This is a genomic window from Photobacterium sp. TY1-4 (assembly GCF_025398175.1).
Lineage (GTDB): Bacteria > Pseudomonadota > Gammaproteobacteria > Enterobacterales > Vibrionaceae > Photobacterium.
Map to the genome: position 1 here is coordinate 1,873,244 of NZ_CP099734.1, position 17,121 is coordinate 1,890,364.

21 protein-coding genes are annotated in these 17,121 nt (G+C 52.7%); 5 read left to right on the top strand and 16 right to left on the bottom strand.

Annotation, left to right across the window (positions count from 1 at the left end):
- Positions 1 to 54 precede the first annotated feature (54 nt).
- Both NH461_RS08870 and NH461_RS08875 read left to right on the top strand, forming a co-directional pair.
- Positions 55 to 954, top strand: a complete 900-nt coding sequence (locus tag NH461_RS08870; protein WP_261600009.1) for a DMT family transporter — start codon at positions 55 to 57, stop codon at positions 952 to 954.
- A gap of 246 nt (positions 955 to 1,200) precedes the next feature.
- Entirely contained in the window at positions 1,201 to 2,169 is a 969-nt protein-coding gene (locus tag NH461_RS08875; protein ID WP_261600010.1) for a TAXI family TRAP transporter solute-binding subunit, read from the top strand.
- 142 nt (positions 2,170 to 2,311) lie between these two features.
- Here the strand turns inward: NH461_RS08875 and NH461_RS08880 are convergent, their stop codons facing one another.
- Entirely contained in the window at positions 2,312 to 2,740 is a 429-nt protein-coding gene (locus NH461_RS08880) for a hypothetical protein (RefSeq protein ID WP_261600011.1), read from the bottom strand.
- Between the two features lie 427 nt (positions 2,741 to 3,167).
- On the opposite strand from NH461_RS08880, the gene purT reads away from it, so the two are divergent.
- Positions 3,168 to 4,346: a formate-dependent phosphoribosylglycinamide formyltransferase gene (purT, locus tag NH461_RS08885; RefSeq protein WP_261600012.1), complete on the top strand. Its 1,179-nt coding sequence runs from the start codon at positions 3,168 to 3,170 to the stop codon at positions 4,344 to 4,346.
- Between the two features lie 96 nt (positions 4,347 to 4,442).
- Here the strand turns inward: purT and NH461_RS08890 are convergent, their stop codons facing one another.
- Positions 4,443 to 5,087: a thiopurine S-methyltransferase gene (locus tag NH461_RS08890; RefSeq protein WP_261600013.1), complete on the bottom strand. Its 645-nt coding sequence runs from the start codon at positions 5,085 to 5,087 to the stop codon at positions 4,443 to 4,445.
- A gap of 215 nt (positions 5,088 to 5,302) precedes the next feature.
- Positions 5,303 to 5,596, bottom strand: coding sequence for a hypothetical protein (locus tag NH461_RS08895; RefSeq protein WP_007461536.1), 294 nt, complete (start codon positions 5,594 to 5,596; stop codon positions 5,303 to 5,305).
- 230 nt (positions 5,597 to 5,826) lie between these two features.
- On the opposite strand from NH461_RS08895, the gene NH461_RS08900 reads away from it, so the two are divergent.
- Positions 5,827 to 6,225: a nitrous oxide-stimulated promoter family protein gene (locus NH461_RS08900; protein WP_261600014.1), complete on the top strand. Its 399-nt coding sequence runs from the start codon at positions 5,827 to 5,829 to the stop codon at positions 6,223 to 6,225.
- 37 nt (positions 6,226 to 6,262) lie between these two features.
- Here NH461_RS08900 and NH461_RS08905 read toward each other — a convergent pair whose 3' ends face one another.
- Positions 6,263 to 6,646 (bottom strand): spore gernimation protein, encoded by a 384-nt coding sequence (locus NH461_RS08905; protein ID WP_261600015.1) that lies wholly within the window; start codon positions 6,644 to 6,646, stop codon positions 6,263 to 6,265.
- 183 nt (positions 6,647 to 6,829) lie between these two features.
- Here NH461_RS08905 and NH461_RS08910 point away from each other — a divergent pair, with 183 nt between their 5' ends.
- Positions 6,830 to 8,362 carry a multiheme c-type cytochrome gene (locus NH461_RS08910; protein WP_261600016.1) on the top strand — a complete coding sequence of 511 codons (1,533 nt, stop codon included), beginning with the start codon at positions 6,830 to 6,832 and terminating at the stop codon, positions 8,360 to 8,362.
- Between the two features lie 145 nt (positions 8,363 to 8,507).
- Here the strand turns inward: NH461_RS08910 and NH461_RS08915 are convergent, their stop codons facing one another.
- The 12 genes from NH461_RS08915 to NH461_RS08970 all read right to left on the bottom strand — a co-directional run bounded on the left by NH461_RS08915 (position 8,508) and on the right by NH461_RS08970 (position 17,078).
- Complete coding sequence (locus tag NH461_RS08915) at positions 8,508 to 9,260, bottom strand: MBL fold metallo-hydrolase (RefSeq protein ID WP_261600017.1); 753 nt, start codon at positions 9,258 to 9,260, stop codon at positions 8,508 to 8,510.
- 142 nt (positions 9,261 to 9,402) lie between these two features.
- On the bottom strand, positions 9,403 to 10,323 hold the full coding sequence (locus NH461_RS08920; protein WP_261600018.1) for a zinc dependent phospholipase C family protein: 921 nt from the start codon (positions 10,321 to 10,323) through the stop codon (positions 9,403 to 9,405).
- Positions 10,324 to 10,476: 153 nt separating this feature from the next.
- Entirely contained in the window at positions 10,477 to 11,124 is a 648-nt protein-coding gene (locus NH461_RS08925) for a glutathione S-transferase family protein (protein ID WP_261600019.1), read from the bottom strand.
- Positions 11,125 to 11,155: 31 nt separating this feature from the next.
- Complete coding sequence (locus NH461_RS08930; RefSeq protein ID WP_261600020.1) at positions 11,156 to 11,629, bottom strand: NUDIX hydrolase; 474 nt, start codon at positions 11,627 to 11,629, stop codon at positions 11,156 to 11,158.
- A gap of 61 nt (positions 11,630 to 11,690) precedes the next feature.
- Positions 11,691 to 12,209 carry a GNAT family N-acetyltransferase gene (locus tag NH461_RS08935; RefSeq protein WP_261600021.1) on the bottom strand — a complete coding sequence of 173 codons (519 nt, stop codon included), beginning with the start codon at positions 12,207 to 12,209 and terminating at the stop codon, positions 11,691 to 11,693.
- Between the two features lie 66 nt (positions 12,210 to 12,275).
- Positions 12,276 to 13,175, bottom strand: coding sequence for an EamA family transporter (locus NH461_RS08940; protein ID WP_261600022.1), 900 nt, complete (start codon positions 13,173 to 13,175; stop codon positions 12,276 to 12,278).
- A 167-nt stretch (positions 13,176 to 13,342) separates the two neighbouring features.
- Entirely contained in the window at positions 13,343 to 13,768 is a 426-nt protein-coding gene (locus NH461_RS08945) for a hypothetical protein (protein ID WP_261600023.1), read from the bottom strand.
- A gap of 135 nt (positions 13,769 to 13,903) precedes the next feature.
- On the bottom strand, positions 13,904 to 14,458 hold the full coding sequence (locus NH461_RS08950; protein WP_261600024.1) for a GNAT family N-acetyltransferase: 555 nt from the start codon (positions 14,456 to 14,458) through the stop codon (positions 13,904 to 13,906).
- 48 nt (positions 14,459 to 14,506) lie between these two features.
- A complete protein-coding gene (locus NH461_RS08955; RefSeq protein ID WP_261600025.1) occupies positions 14,507 to 15,115 on the bottom strand; it encodes a pyridoxamine 5'-phosphate oxidase family protein in 609 nt (202 codons plus the stop codon).
- Between the two features lie 233 nt (positions 15,116 to 15,348).
- The gene (locus tag NH461_RS08960) at positions 15,349 to 16,293 is read right to left on the bottom strand and encodes an alpha/beta hydrolase family protein (RefSeq protein ID WP_261600026.1); all 945 of its coding nucleotides are present in this window, start codon (positions 16,291 to 16,293) and stop codon (positions 15,349 to 15,351) included.
- 59 nt (positions 16,294 to 16,352) lie between these two features.
- On the bottom strand, positions 16,353 to 16,577 hold the full coding sequence (locus NH461_RS08965) for a hypothetical protein (protein WP_261600027.1): 225 nt from the start codon (positions 16,575 to 16,577) through the stop codon (positions 16,353 to 16,355).
- Positions 16,578 to 16,667: 90 nt separating this feature from the next.
- Positions 16,668 to 17,078, bottom strand: a complete 411-nt coding sequence (locus tag NH461_RS08970; protein WP_261600028.1) for a GFA family protein — start codon at positions 17,076 to 17,078, stop codon at positions 16,668 to 16,670.
- Between the last annotated feature and the right edge of the window lie 43 nt (positions 17,079 to 17,121).

Consider the following 17,121-nt stretch of genomic DNA (forward strand, 5'->3'; position numbering starts at 1 on the left):
CCACCGGGGTTATGATGCCGATAGACTTATTTATTACCTATTCATCATAATTTCATGTCACATCAACACAACCCGCTCCAGGGCGCCTGCTGGATGCTCAGCGCAGGACTTGCCTTCGCGATGGTCAACAGCATGGCGCAGTATTTGAGTGTCATGCTGCAGTTACCTTCCACGACTGTTGCGCTGATCCAGTATTTCATTGCCCTGGTGGCGATTTTCCCTTGGTTACAGAGTCTCGGACTGCGACGCGCATTGCAGACCAAACACTTCGGCATGCACTGCCTGCGGGTATTCCTGTCGGTCATTGGGATCCAGCTCTGGCTCTGGGCGCTGGCGTACCCGGTTCCGATTTGGCAAGGGATCGCCCTGCTGATGACCTCGCCGCTGTTTGCAACCATCGGCTCCGGTTTGTTCCTGAAGGAAAACGTCGGACCGGCACGCTGGGCAGCAACCCTAACCGGTTTCTGCGGCGCGATGATTATCCTGGAGCCGTGGTCCGATGCGTTTAACTGGGCCTCTTTACTGCCGGTCGGCGCTGCATTTTTCTGGGCCTGCTACTCCCTGATGGTCAAGCGCATGTCGGCGCATGATTCCCCGACCACCATCGTGGTGTACTTGCTGTTGCTAATCACGCCGTTTAACCTGTTCCTGGCCGTCCCGGATTTCACCCTGCCTACCGGCGGGCTGTCCTGGTTGCTGCTGCTGGGTGCCGGTTTACTCACCGCGCTGGCCCAATGGGCGATTGCCAAAGCCTACGCCGTAGCGGATGCCTCCTTTGTTCAGCCGTTTGACCATGCCAAGCTGCCGCTGAATGTACTGGCCGGCTGGGTTGTCTTCGGCTGGGTCCCACCGGGGCGCCTGTGGCTGGGTGCGGCGATTATCATTCTCTCGGTGGCCTTTATCACCCAATGGGAAAACAAACGCGCAGCCGCAATCAAACGCCAGCCGGCGTAAGCCCAAGACAATTTCAGGCAAGCGCTGAGATTTTCCAGACAAACGCTAAGCTATGCCAAGCAAGCTCTGAGCTATCCCGAACAAGCCTGAGCAACATCATTCAATCCCCGCCCTGTGCGGGGATTTTTATATCCGCAGGCATCCCCAGCCTTGCCATCCGCTATGGCTATCGAGTTCGGTATATACTTTTGATTCAACCCCGGCTTTCTTGTACTGCTGCCATCACTGTATCCCGAAGGGGACGATATGAAACTTCCCGGCATTATTTCCTGGTTCCTGGCGGTTCTGGTCACTGCCCTGCTGTCACCGGCGCAAGCCGAAAGTTTTATCACCATCGGGACCGGCGGGGTGACCGGCGTCTATTACCCGGCCGGTGGGGCCATCTGCCGGTTGGTCAACATTCAGCGTGAGCAGCACGGGATTCGCTGCGCCGTCGAAAGCACCGACGGCTCCATTTATAACCTCAATGCCATCCGGGACGGAGAGCTAGACCTGGGGATCGTCCAATCCGACTGGCAGTACCATGCCTATCACGGCACCAGTGTGTTTGCTGATAAGGGACCGTTTAAATCACTCCGCACTGTGTTTTCGATTTATACAGAGCCGTTTACCGTCGTGGCACGGACAGATGCGGGGATTAAGACCTTTGCCGATCTGAAAGGCAAGCGCGTGAATATCGGCAACCCGGGCTCCGGGCAACGGGGGACCATGGAGGTGCTGATGACGGCGATGGGCTGGACCACGAAAAGCTTTGCCAAAGTGACGCAACTCAACGCCGCCGAGCAGTCCCGCGCTCTATGTGAGAACAAGGTGGATGCCATCGTGTTCACCGTCGGCCACCCGAACAACACCATCAAGGAAGCCACCACTGCATGCAATAGCGTGATTGTGCCGGTGAGTGGCCCGGCCGTGAACAAGCTGATCGAGGAGAATGCGTTTTATCAGCTCGCCAGTATTCCGGGTGGGATGTATCGAGGGACCCCGCAAGCGGTCAGCACCTTCGGGATCCATGCCACCCTTGTCACCTCAGCCCGCATGAAGAACGAGGTGATCTACCAGGTCGCCAAGTCAGTCTTCGAGCACTTCGATACGTTCCAAAAACTCCACCCGGCATTCTCTGGCCTGGATCCCAAAGACATGATACACAACGGGCTGGCCGCGCCGCTGCATGACGGCGCCAAGAAGTACTTCCAGGAAGCCGCAATCACCAAGTAAACAAAAACTCAGTCTACGGATACCGGGCAAACTGGAGCTCAGCCAACTCGCTCTCTTCCAACTCACTCTCATCCAAAAAAGCAAAGCCCCAGGCCGGAGCAATCCAACCTGGGGCTGATAACAAGCCGTAACCGAGCGGGCTTTAGAAGCGGTAGCGCAGACCCAGCGCGCCTTCCAGCTCCATGTCGACATCCTCGACCACATACAGGGTCGGGCCGACTTCACCGTAGAACTCGAATTTTTCGACCGGCACTTCAAAACCAACCCCTGCGCGGACGCCGAGTTCATTGTCATGATCATGCTTGTGCTTATGGTCGTTATCATCGACGTACTGTGCCCCGGCGAAGGTATAGAAGCTGTTCAACTCGGGATTATTGGTCAGGGAGCCGAGGTTGAAGGTTTTATCCACCGCAACCCCGAAATCATCCACGCCCACGGAAAAGCGTAAATCATTGTGTTTCAACTGTACGCCGCTCATCGGGCTGCCAAAAAAGACACCGGCACTCTGGCCTGCTTGTGCTGACATTGGCACCGACAGCGCCAGTGCAAGACCTAAAACTATTTTTTTCATGGATAAAACTCTGCCATTGCTAAGCCTGGCAACAAGTTAACCTCAAACAGGTGTCTAACTCGACCCCCGGCTGCCAAACATGACACAACTTTGACAATATCTCAGGCCCCAAACAGCGCTTTAAAGCTGTTGCAAAAGGCATTGAAAGCGTGGCGCAGGGCTTCCAATACGTAGCGAACAGCTTCGAAACACGTGGTGACTTGCTTCAAAAACACGTGGTGAATCGCTGCAAAAACTCGTAGCAAGTCACAGCAAAGACATAAAGAGCAGCAACAAAGACGTGGCACAAAATACGCGTGCTCAGGTGCGCTGGTGAAAGCTTTTCCGCAATGCCGGACATTTAAACAACCAACGCGCAAACGTTTGCGCAAATTTGCAAATCCTGTATGATTCCCCGCAATATCAATACTTAGTGTAAGGAAACGTCATGTTAGGTTCAGCTACGCGTCCCGGTGCCACCCGTGTCCTGTTACTAGGATCCGGAGAGCTAGGGAAAGAAGTCGCCATTGAATGTCAGCGCTTAGGTCTGGAAGTCATCGCTGTCGATCGCTACGCCGATGCACCGGCCATGCAGGTCGCTCATCGCCAGCATGTGATTGATATGCTGGACGGCGATGCCCTAAAGGCTGTCATTGCCGAAGAGCAGCCGCACTACGTGGTGCCGGAGATCGAAGCCATTGCGACCGATACTCTGGTTGAACTGGAAGCCGAGGGCGTGAATGTTGTCCCGACCGCCAAAGCCACCCAACTGACGATGAACCGCGAAGGGATCCGCCGCCTGGCTGCAGAAACCCTGAGCATCCCGACCTCCCCTTATGCGTTTGCTGAAACTTACCCTGACTTTGTCCAAGCCATTGAGCAAATCGGCATGCCGTGTGTGGTCAAGCCGATTATGAGCTCCTCCGGGAAAGGGCAAAGCGTAGTCAAAACCCAGGCCGATATCGAATCGGCCTGGCAATATGCGCAGGAAGGCGGACGTGCCGGTGCCGGACGCGTGATTGTCGAAGGCTTTGTCGATTTCGATTATGAAATCACCCTGCTGACCGTCAGCGCTGTCGACGGAATTCACTTCTGCGCCCCGATCGGCCATCGTCAGGAAGACGGGGACTATCGCGAATCCTGGCAGCCACAGCAGATGTCCGACGCGGCATTGAAAGCGGCGCAGCAAGTCGCCGAGAAAGTAGTCCTGTCCCTCGGGGGTTGCGGTTTGTTCGGGGTTGAGCTTTTCGTCCAGGGTGACAACGTCCTGTTCAGTGAAGTCTCCCCTCGCCCACACGATACCGGCCTGGTGACGCTGATCTCGCAAGATCTGTCCGAGTTTGCCCTCCACGTGCGCGCTTTCCTCGGGCTGCCGGTGCATAGCATCCAGCAATTTGGTCCGGCGGCGTCTGCGGTGATCCTGCCCCAAGGCGTTTCCGACAACGTCCGCTTCGACAACCTGACTGCGGCCCTGGCGCGACCTCAGACCCAACTGCGCCTGTTTGCCAAGCCGGAAATCAACGGCCGCCGCCGTCTGGGCGTCGCCCTCTGTCGCCGGGAATCAACCGACAACGCGATTGAGGCCGCCAAAGCCACCGCAGCAGATGTCGAGGTCATTTTCGACTAAGCCTTTCATAGGGCTCCTGCGTGGCGCCCTGGAACGACAAAAGGAGCCCTGAGGCTCCTTTTGTTTTCATGCATCCTTGATGATACACGGATCAGCTTACGGCAACTCAATCAGCCAGACTTCTTCCGCAAAACGCGTCAGGCCTTTCTGGCGGCGCGGATGGCTCTCATCGGCTTCATCCCGCTCCAGATGAGTGATCTGGCAACCACTGAACAGTTGTGCCACTTCTTCCCCGGTGACAGAGAACGGCGGTCCGTCCATCTCGGCTTGCGGGTAATCCAGCGTCACCAGCAGGATGCGACCACCCGATTTGACCATCGACAGCAATTGCTCGGCATACATTTTGCGCATCGAAGGCGGCATCGCAATCAGTGCTGCGCGATCATAAACCACATCCACTGGCTCAATCTTCGTCGCGAAGAAGTCACCGCAATAGATGCTCACCTCATCAAACTCATACAGCGTCTGGCCGTTCCCGAGCGGGATCACAGTCGGCGTGTACAGATGCTCTGAGAAATACGCGCGCACAGCAATTTCGCTCAGCTCGATCCCAATCACCTGGGTATGTTTCTCTGCCAGCCAGGTCATATCCAGCGACTTGCCACACATCGGCACCAGCACGGTGTCTTCACGCGAGGGATTGAGGCGCGGCCAGTATTTGGCCAATACCGGGTTAGTATCGTTCAGGTGGAAACCAATGCGATTTTCAGCCCATCGGCTATGCCAAAATTCTGCATCCATTATCGGTAATTCTCTTCTCTGACTTGACGTGCTGCCTATCTGACCACAGTTCGGGCCTTTTATCCAGCCTCTGATGCAAGCCTATGTTCTGAAAGCAAAAAAGGATGCCGAGGCATCCTTTTCTACATACCCGGCTCTGTATGACAGAGCGAGGCGAAAATGTTCTTCAATTTTTCTTTATGAGCGTCATTGAACTCACAAAATGAACCAGACCGTTATGAGATTCGGAACAGTTTGATCGAATCACGACGTACGGTAACACCGCGGAAAGTGACCGGTTCCAGCAACGTCATCAGTTGCTTCGACACGAAGAACTTGCCACCGTAGCTGCGATCGCCGCCACGATTGACCCAGTCTGCAAATTCGTCTGCCAAGCTGAACATAGAGTTTCCAACAAGCAGAACTAAGACTTTTGCGACTTCACTGTCATTCTGTTTATTAAACTCAGCGTCACGAACTTTCTTACGGTATTCGTCGACAATTCTTTCCAGGCACTCAAATCTGCTCATATACACCACCACAAAAAAAGAGGAGCGGATACTACTGCTCAAACTCAATGAAATCAACCCATGCAGGGTGATTTCTTGCATTAAAAGCCATTATTTTTTCATGCTTATAACAAGTTCGAGCATTCTGATCATATCGATCACGATTTAGATCATATTTCCTATGCGGGTTAATAGTTATATTTTCAATATAGCTTTAAAGCGCAAGAAACAGAAAACACGGCGGTGCAATCATGAGCGAGACAAAACAAGCTGTTATCTTACACGGCAGCTTAAATACCGAATTTAAAACGATTGAGGCGATGGTGCGGATCTACTGTCGTGACCACCATCACAGCCAGGTCGTTTGCGAGCAATGCCGGGACTTTTTGCAGTACGCATTCACCCGGCTGGATCGCTGCCCGTATGGCGAAGCCAAACCCACTTGTCACGTCTGTCCGATCCACTGCTACAAGGCCGAATACAAACAACGATCTCAGCAGATCATGCGCTATGCCGGGCCGAGAATGCTCCTCCGACACCCGATTCTGGCAATCCGCCATCTGCTGGCGGAAAGACGACCGATCCCGGAGAAACCTGCTGCCGGCGTGTCTAATCGTCACAAGCGGAAACTGTTGAAATCACCAAACTGAACGAACCTCAGACCGAAATGGCTAAAAGTCCCGAGCTTTAATACCGATAGTAATCGACAACCTGGATTTTCGTGGTCTCATTCTCCCCGGCGAGCGTCAGGCTGAACGTGTTGTCGTCAACCATGGCGACCGTCGCCCCTTGCCTGCCGGTCACGTTCACCCCTTCAATTTTGTCGAAGCTGCGGGCATCGGTATAGTGCATATTGACGGTAATGGCTGTCTTCTGGCTTGCAGCCAGCTCAAATTTGCAAATCCCGGTCGGGCAATACATATCGATATTTGTCTGCGCCGTCACCTGAAAATGGTCGACATCCCGGGTGGGGGTCACCGTCACCTCAAGCGGTTCACTACAGCCGGACAGCAATGTACTCACCATTGCGAACCCGAACATTGCTAACCCGATGCCTGCCTTTCCTTTCATACATCCTCCGAACTAAATCATAACGTTTTATTCTAAGCCCCAAATGTAGTAGTCAACTAAATCCGGACACTTTGCAACTTCGCGACATCTTGTGCCAGCGTTCCTGCCTACACTCAGTCTGTTTTACTGGACACCACTGAAAACGTGGGTCATCAATAACAACAAGTTCATAGGGATCGTTTTATGAACACGTACGATACACTTTCAAGTTGGCAAACCAAAGATTCACGGCTATCACTTTACCTTTTCAACTTTCACCGTGCCGTACGCCCCAGCCGGTTCGCGGCAACCATCCTGGTCATGCTGACGGGCATGCTCGCCTGCCAATCCACCCTTGTGCAGGCTGAACCAAGCGCACAAAAATGGCAGAAGCCGCATAAACCGGACTCTACCGAGGCCATCCACCAGCAACTCCCCTTCTATCCTTCCCGCGCCAGTACTGACCGCCCCCTGAAACCGGAGATGTTTGAAAGCCCGGAGGTCTGCAAAGGCTGTCACAGTGAAATTTATCAACAGTGGCAACGCTCCGTGATGGCAAATTCCTGGAAAGACCCGATTTACCGGGCTCTGTTTAAGCGAGCCAGCCAGGCCACAGACGGACAGGTCGATAACTTCTGTATCGCCTGTCACAGCCCCATTGGCATGACCAGTATGAATGGCTCTGCCGCGACGTTAGAGGAGCCGAACGATAACCTGCCCGGGGTTAACTGCGAGGTCTGCCATAACATCCGTGGCATCACCGGCAGCGATAACGGTGCCTATATCCTGGCGCCGAACCGGGAGAAACACATCAAACTCGGGCCGCGTCATGACGCAAACTCACCTTACCACCAGACGGAATATTCGGATTTGCATACCAAATCCGAATTCTGCTCGGTATGCCATAACGTGTCTCACCCATACAACAGCACGCCCATTGAACGCACCTATGATGAATGGCAAGAGAGCGCCTATAACGAGCAAGGGATCCAGTGCCAGGACTGCCACATGACGCCCGGCCCCGGCCAACAAACGAATCCGGGGAGATCTGCCATCATGGGCAAAGAGCGTGAGCACATCTACTCACATGCGTTTTCGGGCGGAAACTCGACCCTGCACCAGTATTTCGACGATCCCATCGGTGCCGAGCTCGCCCGCGAGATGCTGCGCTCTGCGGCCACGATGGAATTTATCACCCTGCCGGAATCACTGGTTGCCGGGGAGCTCGCCACAATTCAGCTGAAAGTGTCGAATGTCGGTGCCGGGCACAAGCTCCCGACCGGTTTCCCGGAAGGGCGGGAAGTTTGGGTTGATTTTACGGTGAACAGCAATGAACAAACTGCGATTTACCGCTCAGGTGCGGTCGTTGACGGACACACCGAGCCGGGGACCCGGAGCTTCAAAGTCACCCTGGGGGATAAAAACGGCGATGTCGTCGATCTCAATGTGTGGGAAGTGGACCGAATTTTGTCGGATACTCGGATCCTGCCCCATGGCTACGCGATAGTCGAATATACCTTTCTGGTGCCGGATAACATAACCGGCCCGGTCACCCTGGATGCCAAGTTAAATTATTGGCCGTTCTCTCAACACCTGATTGATGAACTGCTTGGCGAAGGCAAGCTCACGGTGGATATCGTGACCATGACCACAGCAAGCGCTGAGCTTAAGGTCACCGATAAACCCGGCGGCACGATTGCCAAACACACGACCGGCGCTAAAACAGGAAGGCACTGAGCGGCGCTATTCCGGAAAGCCTGAAACAGATAAGCGCTTAAACAGAAAAACGCTAAGGCAGGAAATCGACGGGACACACTGTCAAACCGTGGCCCCAAAGCGAGCCGATTATCCGGCGAGGTGGCCTGAATGGCTGTCTCGTCGGTCAGGCTGCGCGTCGCAACACCTGACGCAACTTGGATTTCACCGAACGCCAGTGCGTCATCGGGACGTTGGGTGCGCGCGACAGCAAATACTGGTACTCCTCCGGTGAGGGATACACTTCACCGCCATGAGCGAGGATCAGGGACGATGGTGCCATTGCCATGATTTTCTTCAGCGAGTGGCGATAACGGTTGGGATAGAACACAGGAAATGGCGGAATATAGCGCCCTTTCACTTTCACCATCAGATCCGCGACATACACCGTATGGCTGGGCCGATGGTACAGCGAGAGATCGCGATCCGTATGCCCCTGGGTAAACAGCGCCTGCCACTCCGAAAATCCCGGTAGGCTATCCCCATCATTGAGCTTTATATCCGGCGTCAACGTGCAGGTATACCAGAGATTACGCCGGGGCTTTTTCATCCGTTTGGCGACCCATTTTGCCAGCAGAATATCAGTCAGATGCATGAGTTTGCCATCCACCCCGCTGTACCACTGGCCCGGCACATTCGCAGCAGCAACCCGGCACCCGCTCAACTGGCGTAGTTTGACCGCCGCTCCGGCATGGTCAGGATGCATGTGGGTCACCACCACCAGCTTCAGATCCGTAAACGGTCGATGCAGCTGTCCGACAATGAAATGTTTGAGCATGCCGATATCGGCTCGGCTACAACCATCAAGCAGCAATAATCCGTGCTCATATTCGACCAGGTAAATCGACTGAATGTAGCCTTCCAATTTATGGAGCTTCATGGTTTCGGACATCCGCATTTGTGAACAAGTTGTTAATCATTATGTTTCAACTCATCCGACCATTCAAGCGCGGTCTCCACAACTGACGCGAATTCAGCTGAAAATCACGAATTTGGCGGTTAATCATCGTAGAACATCACAATCAGGGATCTTCCCAGGCCGTCAGTTGCCCGTTTTCACATCGCCCGGTATCCAAGTTCCAATTGCGAAAAGCATCGGTCTCACCGGCTTCAAATACCGCCCGTGCAGTAATGTCCCAATACCGGACTATCTGCTGGACTGCCCGATCGAACACCTGATCATAATGCTGAACCCCCAAGGGCGTCTTCAATTCCCGGATATATGAATCATCCACCTGCTCGGGATAGACCAGCCCCAACTGCGCACCGACATGCCGGGCAAACGGCAGCAGTTTGTGCCCTTCTTCAATGCCGGTTAACACCGTCAGATAACCGGTATACCAGTCATGGATCATCGGTGATTCCACCGTCGGATCCCGGCCAAACGTAGCCATCAGGCATTGTTCCCACAAATTTGAGATCGCCGGATCCAACTGACGATTATCCTCTGCGTGGGTACAGGTGCCGATAGAGTTCGCCAGCCGCTCAATCCGGTGTTCTTCACTCAGACCAAAGCGCCGGCAAATATGCACATCTTGGTGCATTTCGCAGATCCGATGCTCCATCTGGTTCGCCTCATAGGGTCCGACACGTCGCTCAATGACCGGATGAATGGTGATATCGGTCGCCACATGTGCAACATAACCACACAACCAGGCAAAGGCTTTTTCCTGCGATGTCCCGGACAGTTTTTCCACCTCGGCAATACAATGGCGGATGAAGACCCCGACCTGCTCATAATGCATTCTGTCTGCCCAAGCGTTTTGAGCCAGATCGCCAATTTTCAGGTAGGGAAAATCCGGACTGACACTGCCCAACTCAATGAATTTCTGATGACGGCTCAGAATATTTCGGGCTTGCTGGGGTGCCGCTTGCAAGGCGGATTGTTGCACCTTCTCTGCGGCCAGATAGGCTGCTGAAATATGGGCATAAGCTCCGGGCATGACAGCTCCTTATCAACACACCTCAGCATAAAATTCGAGATGTCAAAAAGTAAAAAGCGCTTGCTTAAGTGTAGTGCAAACGCTTTTTGCCCCGAACTGGCTCACACATCGCACGGATCATGTGACTGTTGAGGTTGATCCTATTCCGAAGACCTACTGCACGGATTCGAACGGGCTGAGATCCATCCCTTCAATTTCACACACAGCCCGAATCGTCGATAGCGCGGTCATTCGCTTCAGGTAGCCCGCCAGATGCGGGAAATCCAGCGGTGATTTCTTGACAGGCAAACACCACTCAGCCAGCATAAACAGGAAGTAATCACAGGCGGAGATCTGCTCGCCGAGTAAATATTGCTTGTCTGCCAATTGATCGTTGATCACCGCCAGAGCATCGGCAATGCGATCATCCTGCGCGGCAATGACATTCGGAATCGTGCTTTCGTCATTGGTATGGCGATGCGGGTAATAGCGCACCATCAGCTCAGCCTGCAATGTATTATTCAGATACGCCAGCCACTGGAAAAACAGCGGACGCGCGCTGTTGCCCAGCGGCGGGATCAATTCATGCTCGGGATGTTGTTCACAAAGATGAATACAGATAGCCGGACTTTCAAAAATCGGCTGCCCCTGATCGACTAAGGTCGGAATTCTTCCCGCCGGATTCAGCTTGAGATAATCCGCTGATTTTTGGGAATTCGATTTCTTGTCCACCAGCACCAGTTCGTAATCGAGCCCCATGTGATTGAGCAAAAAGTGCGGTGCCAGGCTGGCGTTATTGGGGTAGTAATAGAGCTGATACATGATTCACTTCCTTTTGAAAATAGGTTATCTGTTAAGCCAGCTCATTCACGCGAATAAACTCGACCCCTTCAGGTAAACATTTCAATTTTTCTTTCAAAAATTCCGGATACAGCGGCACGGTGGCCAGCTCATCAATCGGGAGCCACTGAAAGATTAAGTCCACATCTTCCTCGATCCCTGAAAAAGCTGCGGTCCCAAATGGCAAGTTGCTCTCGACCAATGCCATCAGATAATAGGTCGACAGCTCATGAAAGCGCTTGCCTTCGAAGCCGAAGAAATTTTCAACATGCCACAATGGCCGAACGACAGTCGCCGTTTGACCCAGCTCTTCCTGAATTTCCCGGACCACAGTCGCCGCTGAGTCTTCAAACCATTCGACTCGGCCACCAGGCAGCGCCCAGAAATCATCCCCGCGCTTCTGATGCAACAACACATACTCTTCATGGACAATGACAGCCACACTGCGAAAGTTAAACACGCCTTCTGCGGATTTAAAATGAATCATCTTCTGCCTTAATTGCTGGATTAAACTTGCTAATTTGCTGACATCACATTCACAGGATCGGTTAGATCTCAAACCGGAAGAAATGCATCTTCAGGTCGACATCCAGATCCATTGAGTGCTCATAATTTTGCCCGACCGCTTGTCTCACCGCAGACTGCCAGAACGCGATCGCCGGTTCGTTCTCTACCAACACCCGGATTTGCCATTTCCCGGGGAGTTGATGGAGTAGATTCGCCAAGGCTTGTTTGCCAACCCCCTGCCCCTTGAACTTTCGGACAACAAAGAACTGATCAATGTCATAACGGGTTGGATCTTGCGGATAGCGGCGGATCAGGGCAAAACCCACCAGTTCCTGTATCGCAGCTTCGCTTTCCGCCAATTGACTCTTAACAACGATGAAAAACGGCTCATGTTCCGGTTGCGTCCAGTACCCGTCCAACAGCGCCGGACGATAGGTGTACTGCCCTTCATCCGTGAGCGGCAAAGCCAGACACGCTGCCATCTCGTAAAGGTAAAACTGAAACAAATGCTCCAGAGTAGGACGGTCACTTGGGGTGATCGGAACTAATGAAACTTTCATATAATGCTTTCCGTTGCGCTCTTCGGGTGAATTCATGTGCTCTCTCGCGAATGATCTGCGCTGTGGCTACTGGCTGATCTGTTCGGCTGTTTTTTTCTGCCGGATCGCTCCGTAGAGCCGTGCCCCCAGCACCGAGATCAGCAGCCCGACTAAAATCAGGCTGGCACCGACCGATTCCGTCACACTAAACTGCTCGTCCAGCAGCAGGCTGGACCCTAGCATTCCGACCAAGGGGATCAACAATGCAAACGGCGTCACCGCCGCAGCTTGATGGTTTTTCAGCAACCAGCCCCAGATCGCAAACGCCAGGAGTGTGGAGATATAGCCCACGTAGGCCACCGACAACCAGGTTTTCTCGGTCGTTTCCAACAGCAATGCTATAGGCGTCTGAGTCTCAAACAGGTAGGAAAGCGCAAAAAGCGGCAGCGGCGGCACGACACTGACCCAGACCATGAAATGCAACAGATTCACCGACGACATCTGCTTCATGATCAGGTTAGAGACCGCCCAGAACAGACCCGCCAGAATAATCATGGTGACACCGAGTAAGGTGGCATTGCCGTTCGAGGTGATGAAAAACAGGCTAAATCCGGTCACAGCAATCGCAATGCCGAAAATTTGAGACCGGGATATACTTTCCTTGAGCCACAGCACGCTGAGCAGAATGGTGAAAATCACCTGAGACTGCAACAGTAGCGAGGCAATGCCGGCCGACGCATCTTCTTGCATCGCAATGAACAACAAACCGAATTTTATCACGCCGAGGAACAGTCCGACGCCGAGTACATTCCAGACGGATGTTTTCGGAAACGGCACGATCAGGACCGCAGGCACGGCCACAATCAAAAACCGCAATCCGGAAAACATCAGCGGCGGCAACTCGTCCAGCCCGAACTTAATGACGGAAAAATTCAGTCCCCAAATCACCACAACCAGTAAAGCCAGCGCGATACTTCTGATGTCCATATCATTTCTCTCCAAACGGCAGCTTATTGCTAACAAGCTGCCGCGATTCAGTCAGATGGCAAGTCGCCGCTCCCGGCCATTTAAGCGGCCTTTCGCCCCTTGATGCCATACACCATCAAAACCAGCCAAAAAATGAAAAGCTCACCAGAATCTGGTGAGCTTTGTGTTTAGTTCGACAATTTGGTTTCGAGCGCTGCATGCAGCGTTTTCAGCTGTTCGAATTCGGCCTGGGTGCTGCAACGTACCAAGGGCACCCATTGATCGCCCGCTTCATCCGAGCTGCGAAACTCGGCACGCAGCTCGTATTTTTTGACCGTCAGTAAGGTAAAAGGCAAACATCCGACGAAGACAAATATTCCGAGTGACGGAACAAATGCCCATGTGGCCGCAGAAAGCACCAGCGCGATACAGACCGCTCGGAGCGCATGGTCTTTATAGCCCAGTTGCTTCAACGCCACCTGCTTCATTTTGTTCAGCGGATACGCCTCTTTCCGGACCAGCAACTCAGACGCTGTAATTTGAAAATCTTCAGCGATGTAAGAGCGACCAAACCGATTCGCTTGGAACCTGTTATTATGATGATTATCGCTCACGTGATTCTCCATGCTTTTAAAGGGATAAAAAACTACTTAAGTCATGGATTTACGAAGCAATTCACCAACTTATAACTGATGCCAATCAAAAATTCAACAGCTATTAATTCTCGATATAAGCATGCGATATCGGTATTACTCGCACCACTGCTCTCGGGCTATCTTATACAGACAGTGGCGTATCAAGGGGTGATCCGACGGCAACTTCGGATGGTCAAAATCCTGATTGACATTCAACATCCCGATTTTCCGCATCACACGCTGTGAAGGCTCATTCGTGAGTGTCGTGAACGCATAAACGGCCGGGGCATCCAGCGTCTCAAAAGCATACTTCAACGCCACTCGGGCTGCTTCCGGCGCATAGCCTTTACCCCAGTATTCAGCGGCCAGCCGCCAGCCGATCTCGACAAACGGGGCTTCCGGGATCCCGCTGTCTGCATCCTGACGATGCAGTCCGACAAACCCCATAAACTCACCGGTTTCTTTGAGCTCTGCTGCCCAGAATCCCCAGCCTCTGTCGGTGATTAACGTTCTGATAATGTCCGCTTGATGATCACTTTCTTCCCGGCTTAAAGGAGCCGGAAAAAATCGCATCACATGCGGATCCCCGCAAAGCCGGGCATATTCATCTAAATCACTGTCGCGCCATTGGCGCAGTTTGATCCGTTCACTTTCCAAACTATTTTCCATAACCAGAATGCTTTCCTTCTGCCACAAATGCCCGAACTTACCTACCCGTTACAGGGTCTTGTTATAATATGCCACCATGTCATCCTGACTCATGGCTGCTTCTTCCAAGTTCTGCTGCTGTTTTAAAATTTGTCCCAAGGATGGCAAGAGCGAGCGCTCGACCCGAAAATCGCCGTCCCATAACTTGGCCCGCATGATGGCTTTGGCACAGTGGAAGAACATGGATTCCGCTTTCACCTGAATCACCAATTTGGCTGGCTTATTCCCGTCCGGACACAGGGCCAGTCGTTCTTCATCGGTATACAAACTCGCAGTCCCTTTAATTCGCACCACTTCATCAATGCCGGGGACCATGATCATCATCCCCACCTGCGGGCGTTCCAGAATATTCTTGAAGCTGTCGAGGCGATTATTGCCTGAGCTATCCGGGATCAGGAGTGTTTTCGAATCGACCACCTTCACAAACCCCGGCACGCCACCGCGAGGGGAAACGTCGGTAAAACCGTCTTCATCAACCGTCGAGATAACGATAAAGGGACTATGCTCAATCAGGCGTTGAACATATTCATCAATCTGATAAATGGTTTTATTGCCAGCACGTTTGCTCGGCTTCCCATAAAGCTGCATCAGTTGTTCCAGTGTTTCAATTTGTTCCATCTCGACTTCCACTCCAATCTTAATCTGCCTGGTACGCCAGCTTCTTCAGCACTTGCGTTGAGAAACGCCGAACCCGGGCATGGTCAAATGCATTTGCTTACATGACCGTGTACATCATTATGCAATCTGAAGCACGAATAGTACCAACTAGTTGCACATGTTTACAGAATAAATTTGAAGGAAGACGCACAGTTAGCATGATTTTTGGCTATAACAGTGCACCATGATGATTTTTAATGGTGCTTCGCCAGCCACTGTTTGATATCCCGGACAACCTGATCGACCTCACTGGTGCCGTCCGCTTGCTTGAATGCGTGATCCAATCCAGCATAGGACTGATACGTGATATTCGACTTGGCTTTCATTAATTCCCTGGCCTGCTCCCGGGCGAGCTGCGGCGAGACGCTGAGATCCCCTTCCGACTGAACCAACATGACCGGGACATTGACCGTAGCAATCACAGCGGTTTGATCGAGTTTCAGCATCTCCCGCCACCACTGATAGCCATGACCGCTGACGCTCATTTCAAACGGGTCGCTGGTCGCGACATGGCGGGTAAACCCCATAAACCCTTCGGCACTCTCCTGATAAGCTGCCTCTGACGGGATCGACGCCTTCATGCTATGGAGGACATCTTCCACAAACCAACGTCCGCCGCCATTCAGCGCCACGCTCTGCGACACAATGTCACTTTCGGATGCCAGCAAATTCGCCACGACAGCCCCTTCACTTCCACCCAACAGAACCACTCTGTCATAGGCGGTTTGCGTCGTCAGGTGATCCAGCACCTGCTGATAATCCGCAACCCGCTGGCTGGGCGAATCATTCTGGATATAACTCGCCGGGCAATCTTCCCGCTCAGACTGCGCCACCCAAGCCAGGTTGGCATCGATGCCGTATTTTTCAACCGTCAGGACATCGGCCCCCGGCAGAACCACAGGGAACGTTTGGTTAATGAGCGGATTGTGATAGACACTATTGCAATCTGAGCCTTGGATCAGCACCAGCAGCGCTTTGCTTGCAAGCGCCGGTGCTGAGCGTTCGATGTAATAGGTGATTGTTGATTGATCGGCGCGCGCTAATGTTTGCGTGGTTTTCGCGGGTATCGTGCTGGCCTGCAAACCGGCAGAAATACAGGCGAGTGAAAAGAAGATCGTCGCTTTAACTATGTTGCACATGTTCATCAAGGCTCCCTGCCTGTCCTATTTCGAAGTTCCGGAACGATGCAGTGCCCGGCTTACAACATCATGGCTTTTAGTTGATTCAACACAGCTTCCGCCAACGCCCGGTGATTCACCGCATCCATATGGATGCCATCCTCAATGCTTGATATGCAGTGAGCTGCAGCATCGATAAAGTGACACCCAAACTGCGCAGCAAGTTCAGCATAAATTGGCGATAGCTGCTGGCTTGTCTCTAATGCCCCCTGAAATGAGAGATTGATCTCATGGTTTTGGGACACTCCCTAACCCCAAACATTCGAATCGCCGTAGCAAAGCACTGTTTTCATTAATCTCAATCTCATACTTTGGTCAAATCTTTGCGCATCGCCTTAAAACGGTAGTGCCTCATACTGCTTCACACTATCCAGACGCTCATCCCATTCAGCCTTACTCGACATAAACAAATGCGCATCGGGTCGATTGACGAGTGGACTATCCAGACTTCCCGCCGGGACGACGAGCAATGTCCCGCCCATCTGAACATTCGGCAAAGCGGAGCCGCATTCAACGCAGAACGACTTGCAGTGCCGGGTAGAGGGTAACTGAAACGTTTTCACGAAGGCCTGCCCTTGCAGCCAGGTTAACTGCGCAGTGGTGGAAAACAGATTCGCACCATGGGCTGAACCAGTATCCTTTTGGCAGCGGCTGCAATGGCAGAGATAGAAGCTATCGAACACGCCGTGAATTTCAAATTTGACGGCTCCGCATAAGCATGAGCCTGAATATTTGCAGGTCATCATATTCCTCGCTAACTGACTTTCACCGGGAGAAAAACCCCAAAAG

What these genes read in the sequence shown, in the direction of transcription:
- NH461_RS08870 (WP_261600009.1), top strand. Translation starts at nt 55, where the DNA reads ATGTCACATCAACACAACCCGCTCCAGGGCGCCTGCTGGATGCTCAGC.
- NH461_RS08875 (WP_261600010.1), top strand. Translation starts at nt 1,201, where the DNA reads ATGAAACTTCCCGGCATTATTTCCTGGTTCCTGGCGGTTCTGGTCACT.
- NH461_RS08880 (WP_261600011.1), bottom strand. Translation starts at nt 2,740, where the DNA reads ATGAAAAAAATAGTTTTAGGTCTTGCACTGGCGCTGTCGGTGCCAATG.
- purT (WP_261600012.1), top strand. Translation starts at nt 3,168, where the DNA reads ATGTTAGGTTCAGCTACGCGTCCCGGTGCCACCCGTGTCCTGTTACTA.
- NH461_RS08890 (WP_261600013.1), bottom strand. Translation starts at nt 5,087, where the DNA reads ATGGATGCAGAATTTTGGCATAGCCGATGGGCTGAAAATCGCATTGGT.
- NH461_RS08895 (WP_007461536.1), bottom strand. Translation starts at nt 5,596, where the DNA reads ATGAGCAGATTTGAGTGCCTGGAAAGAATTGTCGACGAATACCGTAAG.
- NH461_RS08900 (WP_261600014.1), top strand. Translation starts at nt 5,827, where the DNA reads ATGAGCGAGACAAAACAAGCTGTTATCTTACACGGCAGCTTAAATACC.
- NH461_RS08905 (WP_261600015.1), bottom strand. Translation starts at nt 6,646, where the DNA reads ATGAAAGGAAAGGCAGGCATCGGGTTAGCAATGTTCGGGTTCGCAATG.
- NH461_RS08910 (WP_261600016.1), top strand. Translation starts at nt 6,830, where the DNA reads ATGAACACGTACGATACACTTTCAAGTTGGCAAACCAAAGATTCACGG.
- NH461_RS08915 (WP_261600017.1), bottom strand. Translation starts at nt 9,260, where the DNA reads ATGAAGCTCCATAAATTGGAAGGCTACATTCAGTCGATTTACCTGGTC.
- NH461_RS08920 (WP_261600018.1), bottom strand. Translation starts at nt 10,323, where the DNA reads ATGCCCGGAGCTTATGCCCATATTTCAGCAGCCTATCTGGCCGCAGAG.
- NH461_RS08925 (WP_261600019.1), bottom strand. Translation starts at nt 11,124, where the DNA reads ATGTATCAGCTCTATTACTACCCCAATAACGCCAGCCTGGCACCGCAC.
- NH461_RS08930 (WP_261600020.1), bottom strand. Translation starts at nt 11,629, where the DNA reads ATGATTCATTTTAAATCCGCAGAAGGCGTGTTTAACTTTCGCAGTGTG.
- NH461_RS08935 (WP_261600021.1), bottom strand. Translation starts at nt 12,209, where the DNA reads ATGAAAGTTTCATTAGTTCCGATCACCCCAAGTGACCGTCCTACTCTG.
- NH461_RS08940 (WP_261600022.1), bottom strand. Translation starts at nt 13,175, where the DNA reads ATGGACATCAGAAGTATCGCGCTGGCTTTACTGGTTGTGGTGATTTGG.
- NH461_RS08950 (WP_261600024.1), bottom strand. Translation starts at nt 14,458, where the DNA reads ATGGAAAATAGTTTGGAAAGTGAACGGATCAAACTGCGCCAATGGCGC.
- NH461_RS08955 (WP_261600025.1), bottom strand. Translation starts at nt 15,115, where the DNA reads ATGGAACAAATTGAAACACTGGAACAACTGATGCAGCTTTATGGGAAG.
- NH461_RS08960 (WP_261600026.1), bottom strand. Translation starts at nt 16,293, where the DNA reads ATGTGCAACATAGTTAAAGCGACGATCTTCTTTTCACTCGCCTGTATT.
- NH461_RS08970 (WP_261600028.1), bottom strand. Translation starts at nt 17,078, where the DNA reads ATGATGACCTGCAAATATTCAGGCTCATGCTTATGCGGAGCCGTCAAA.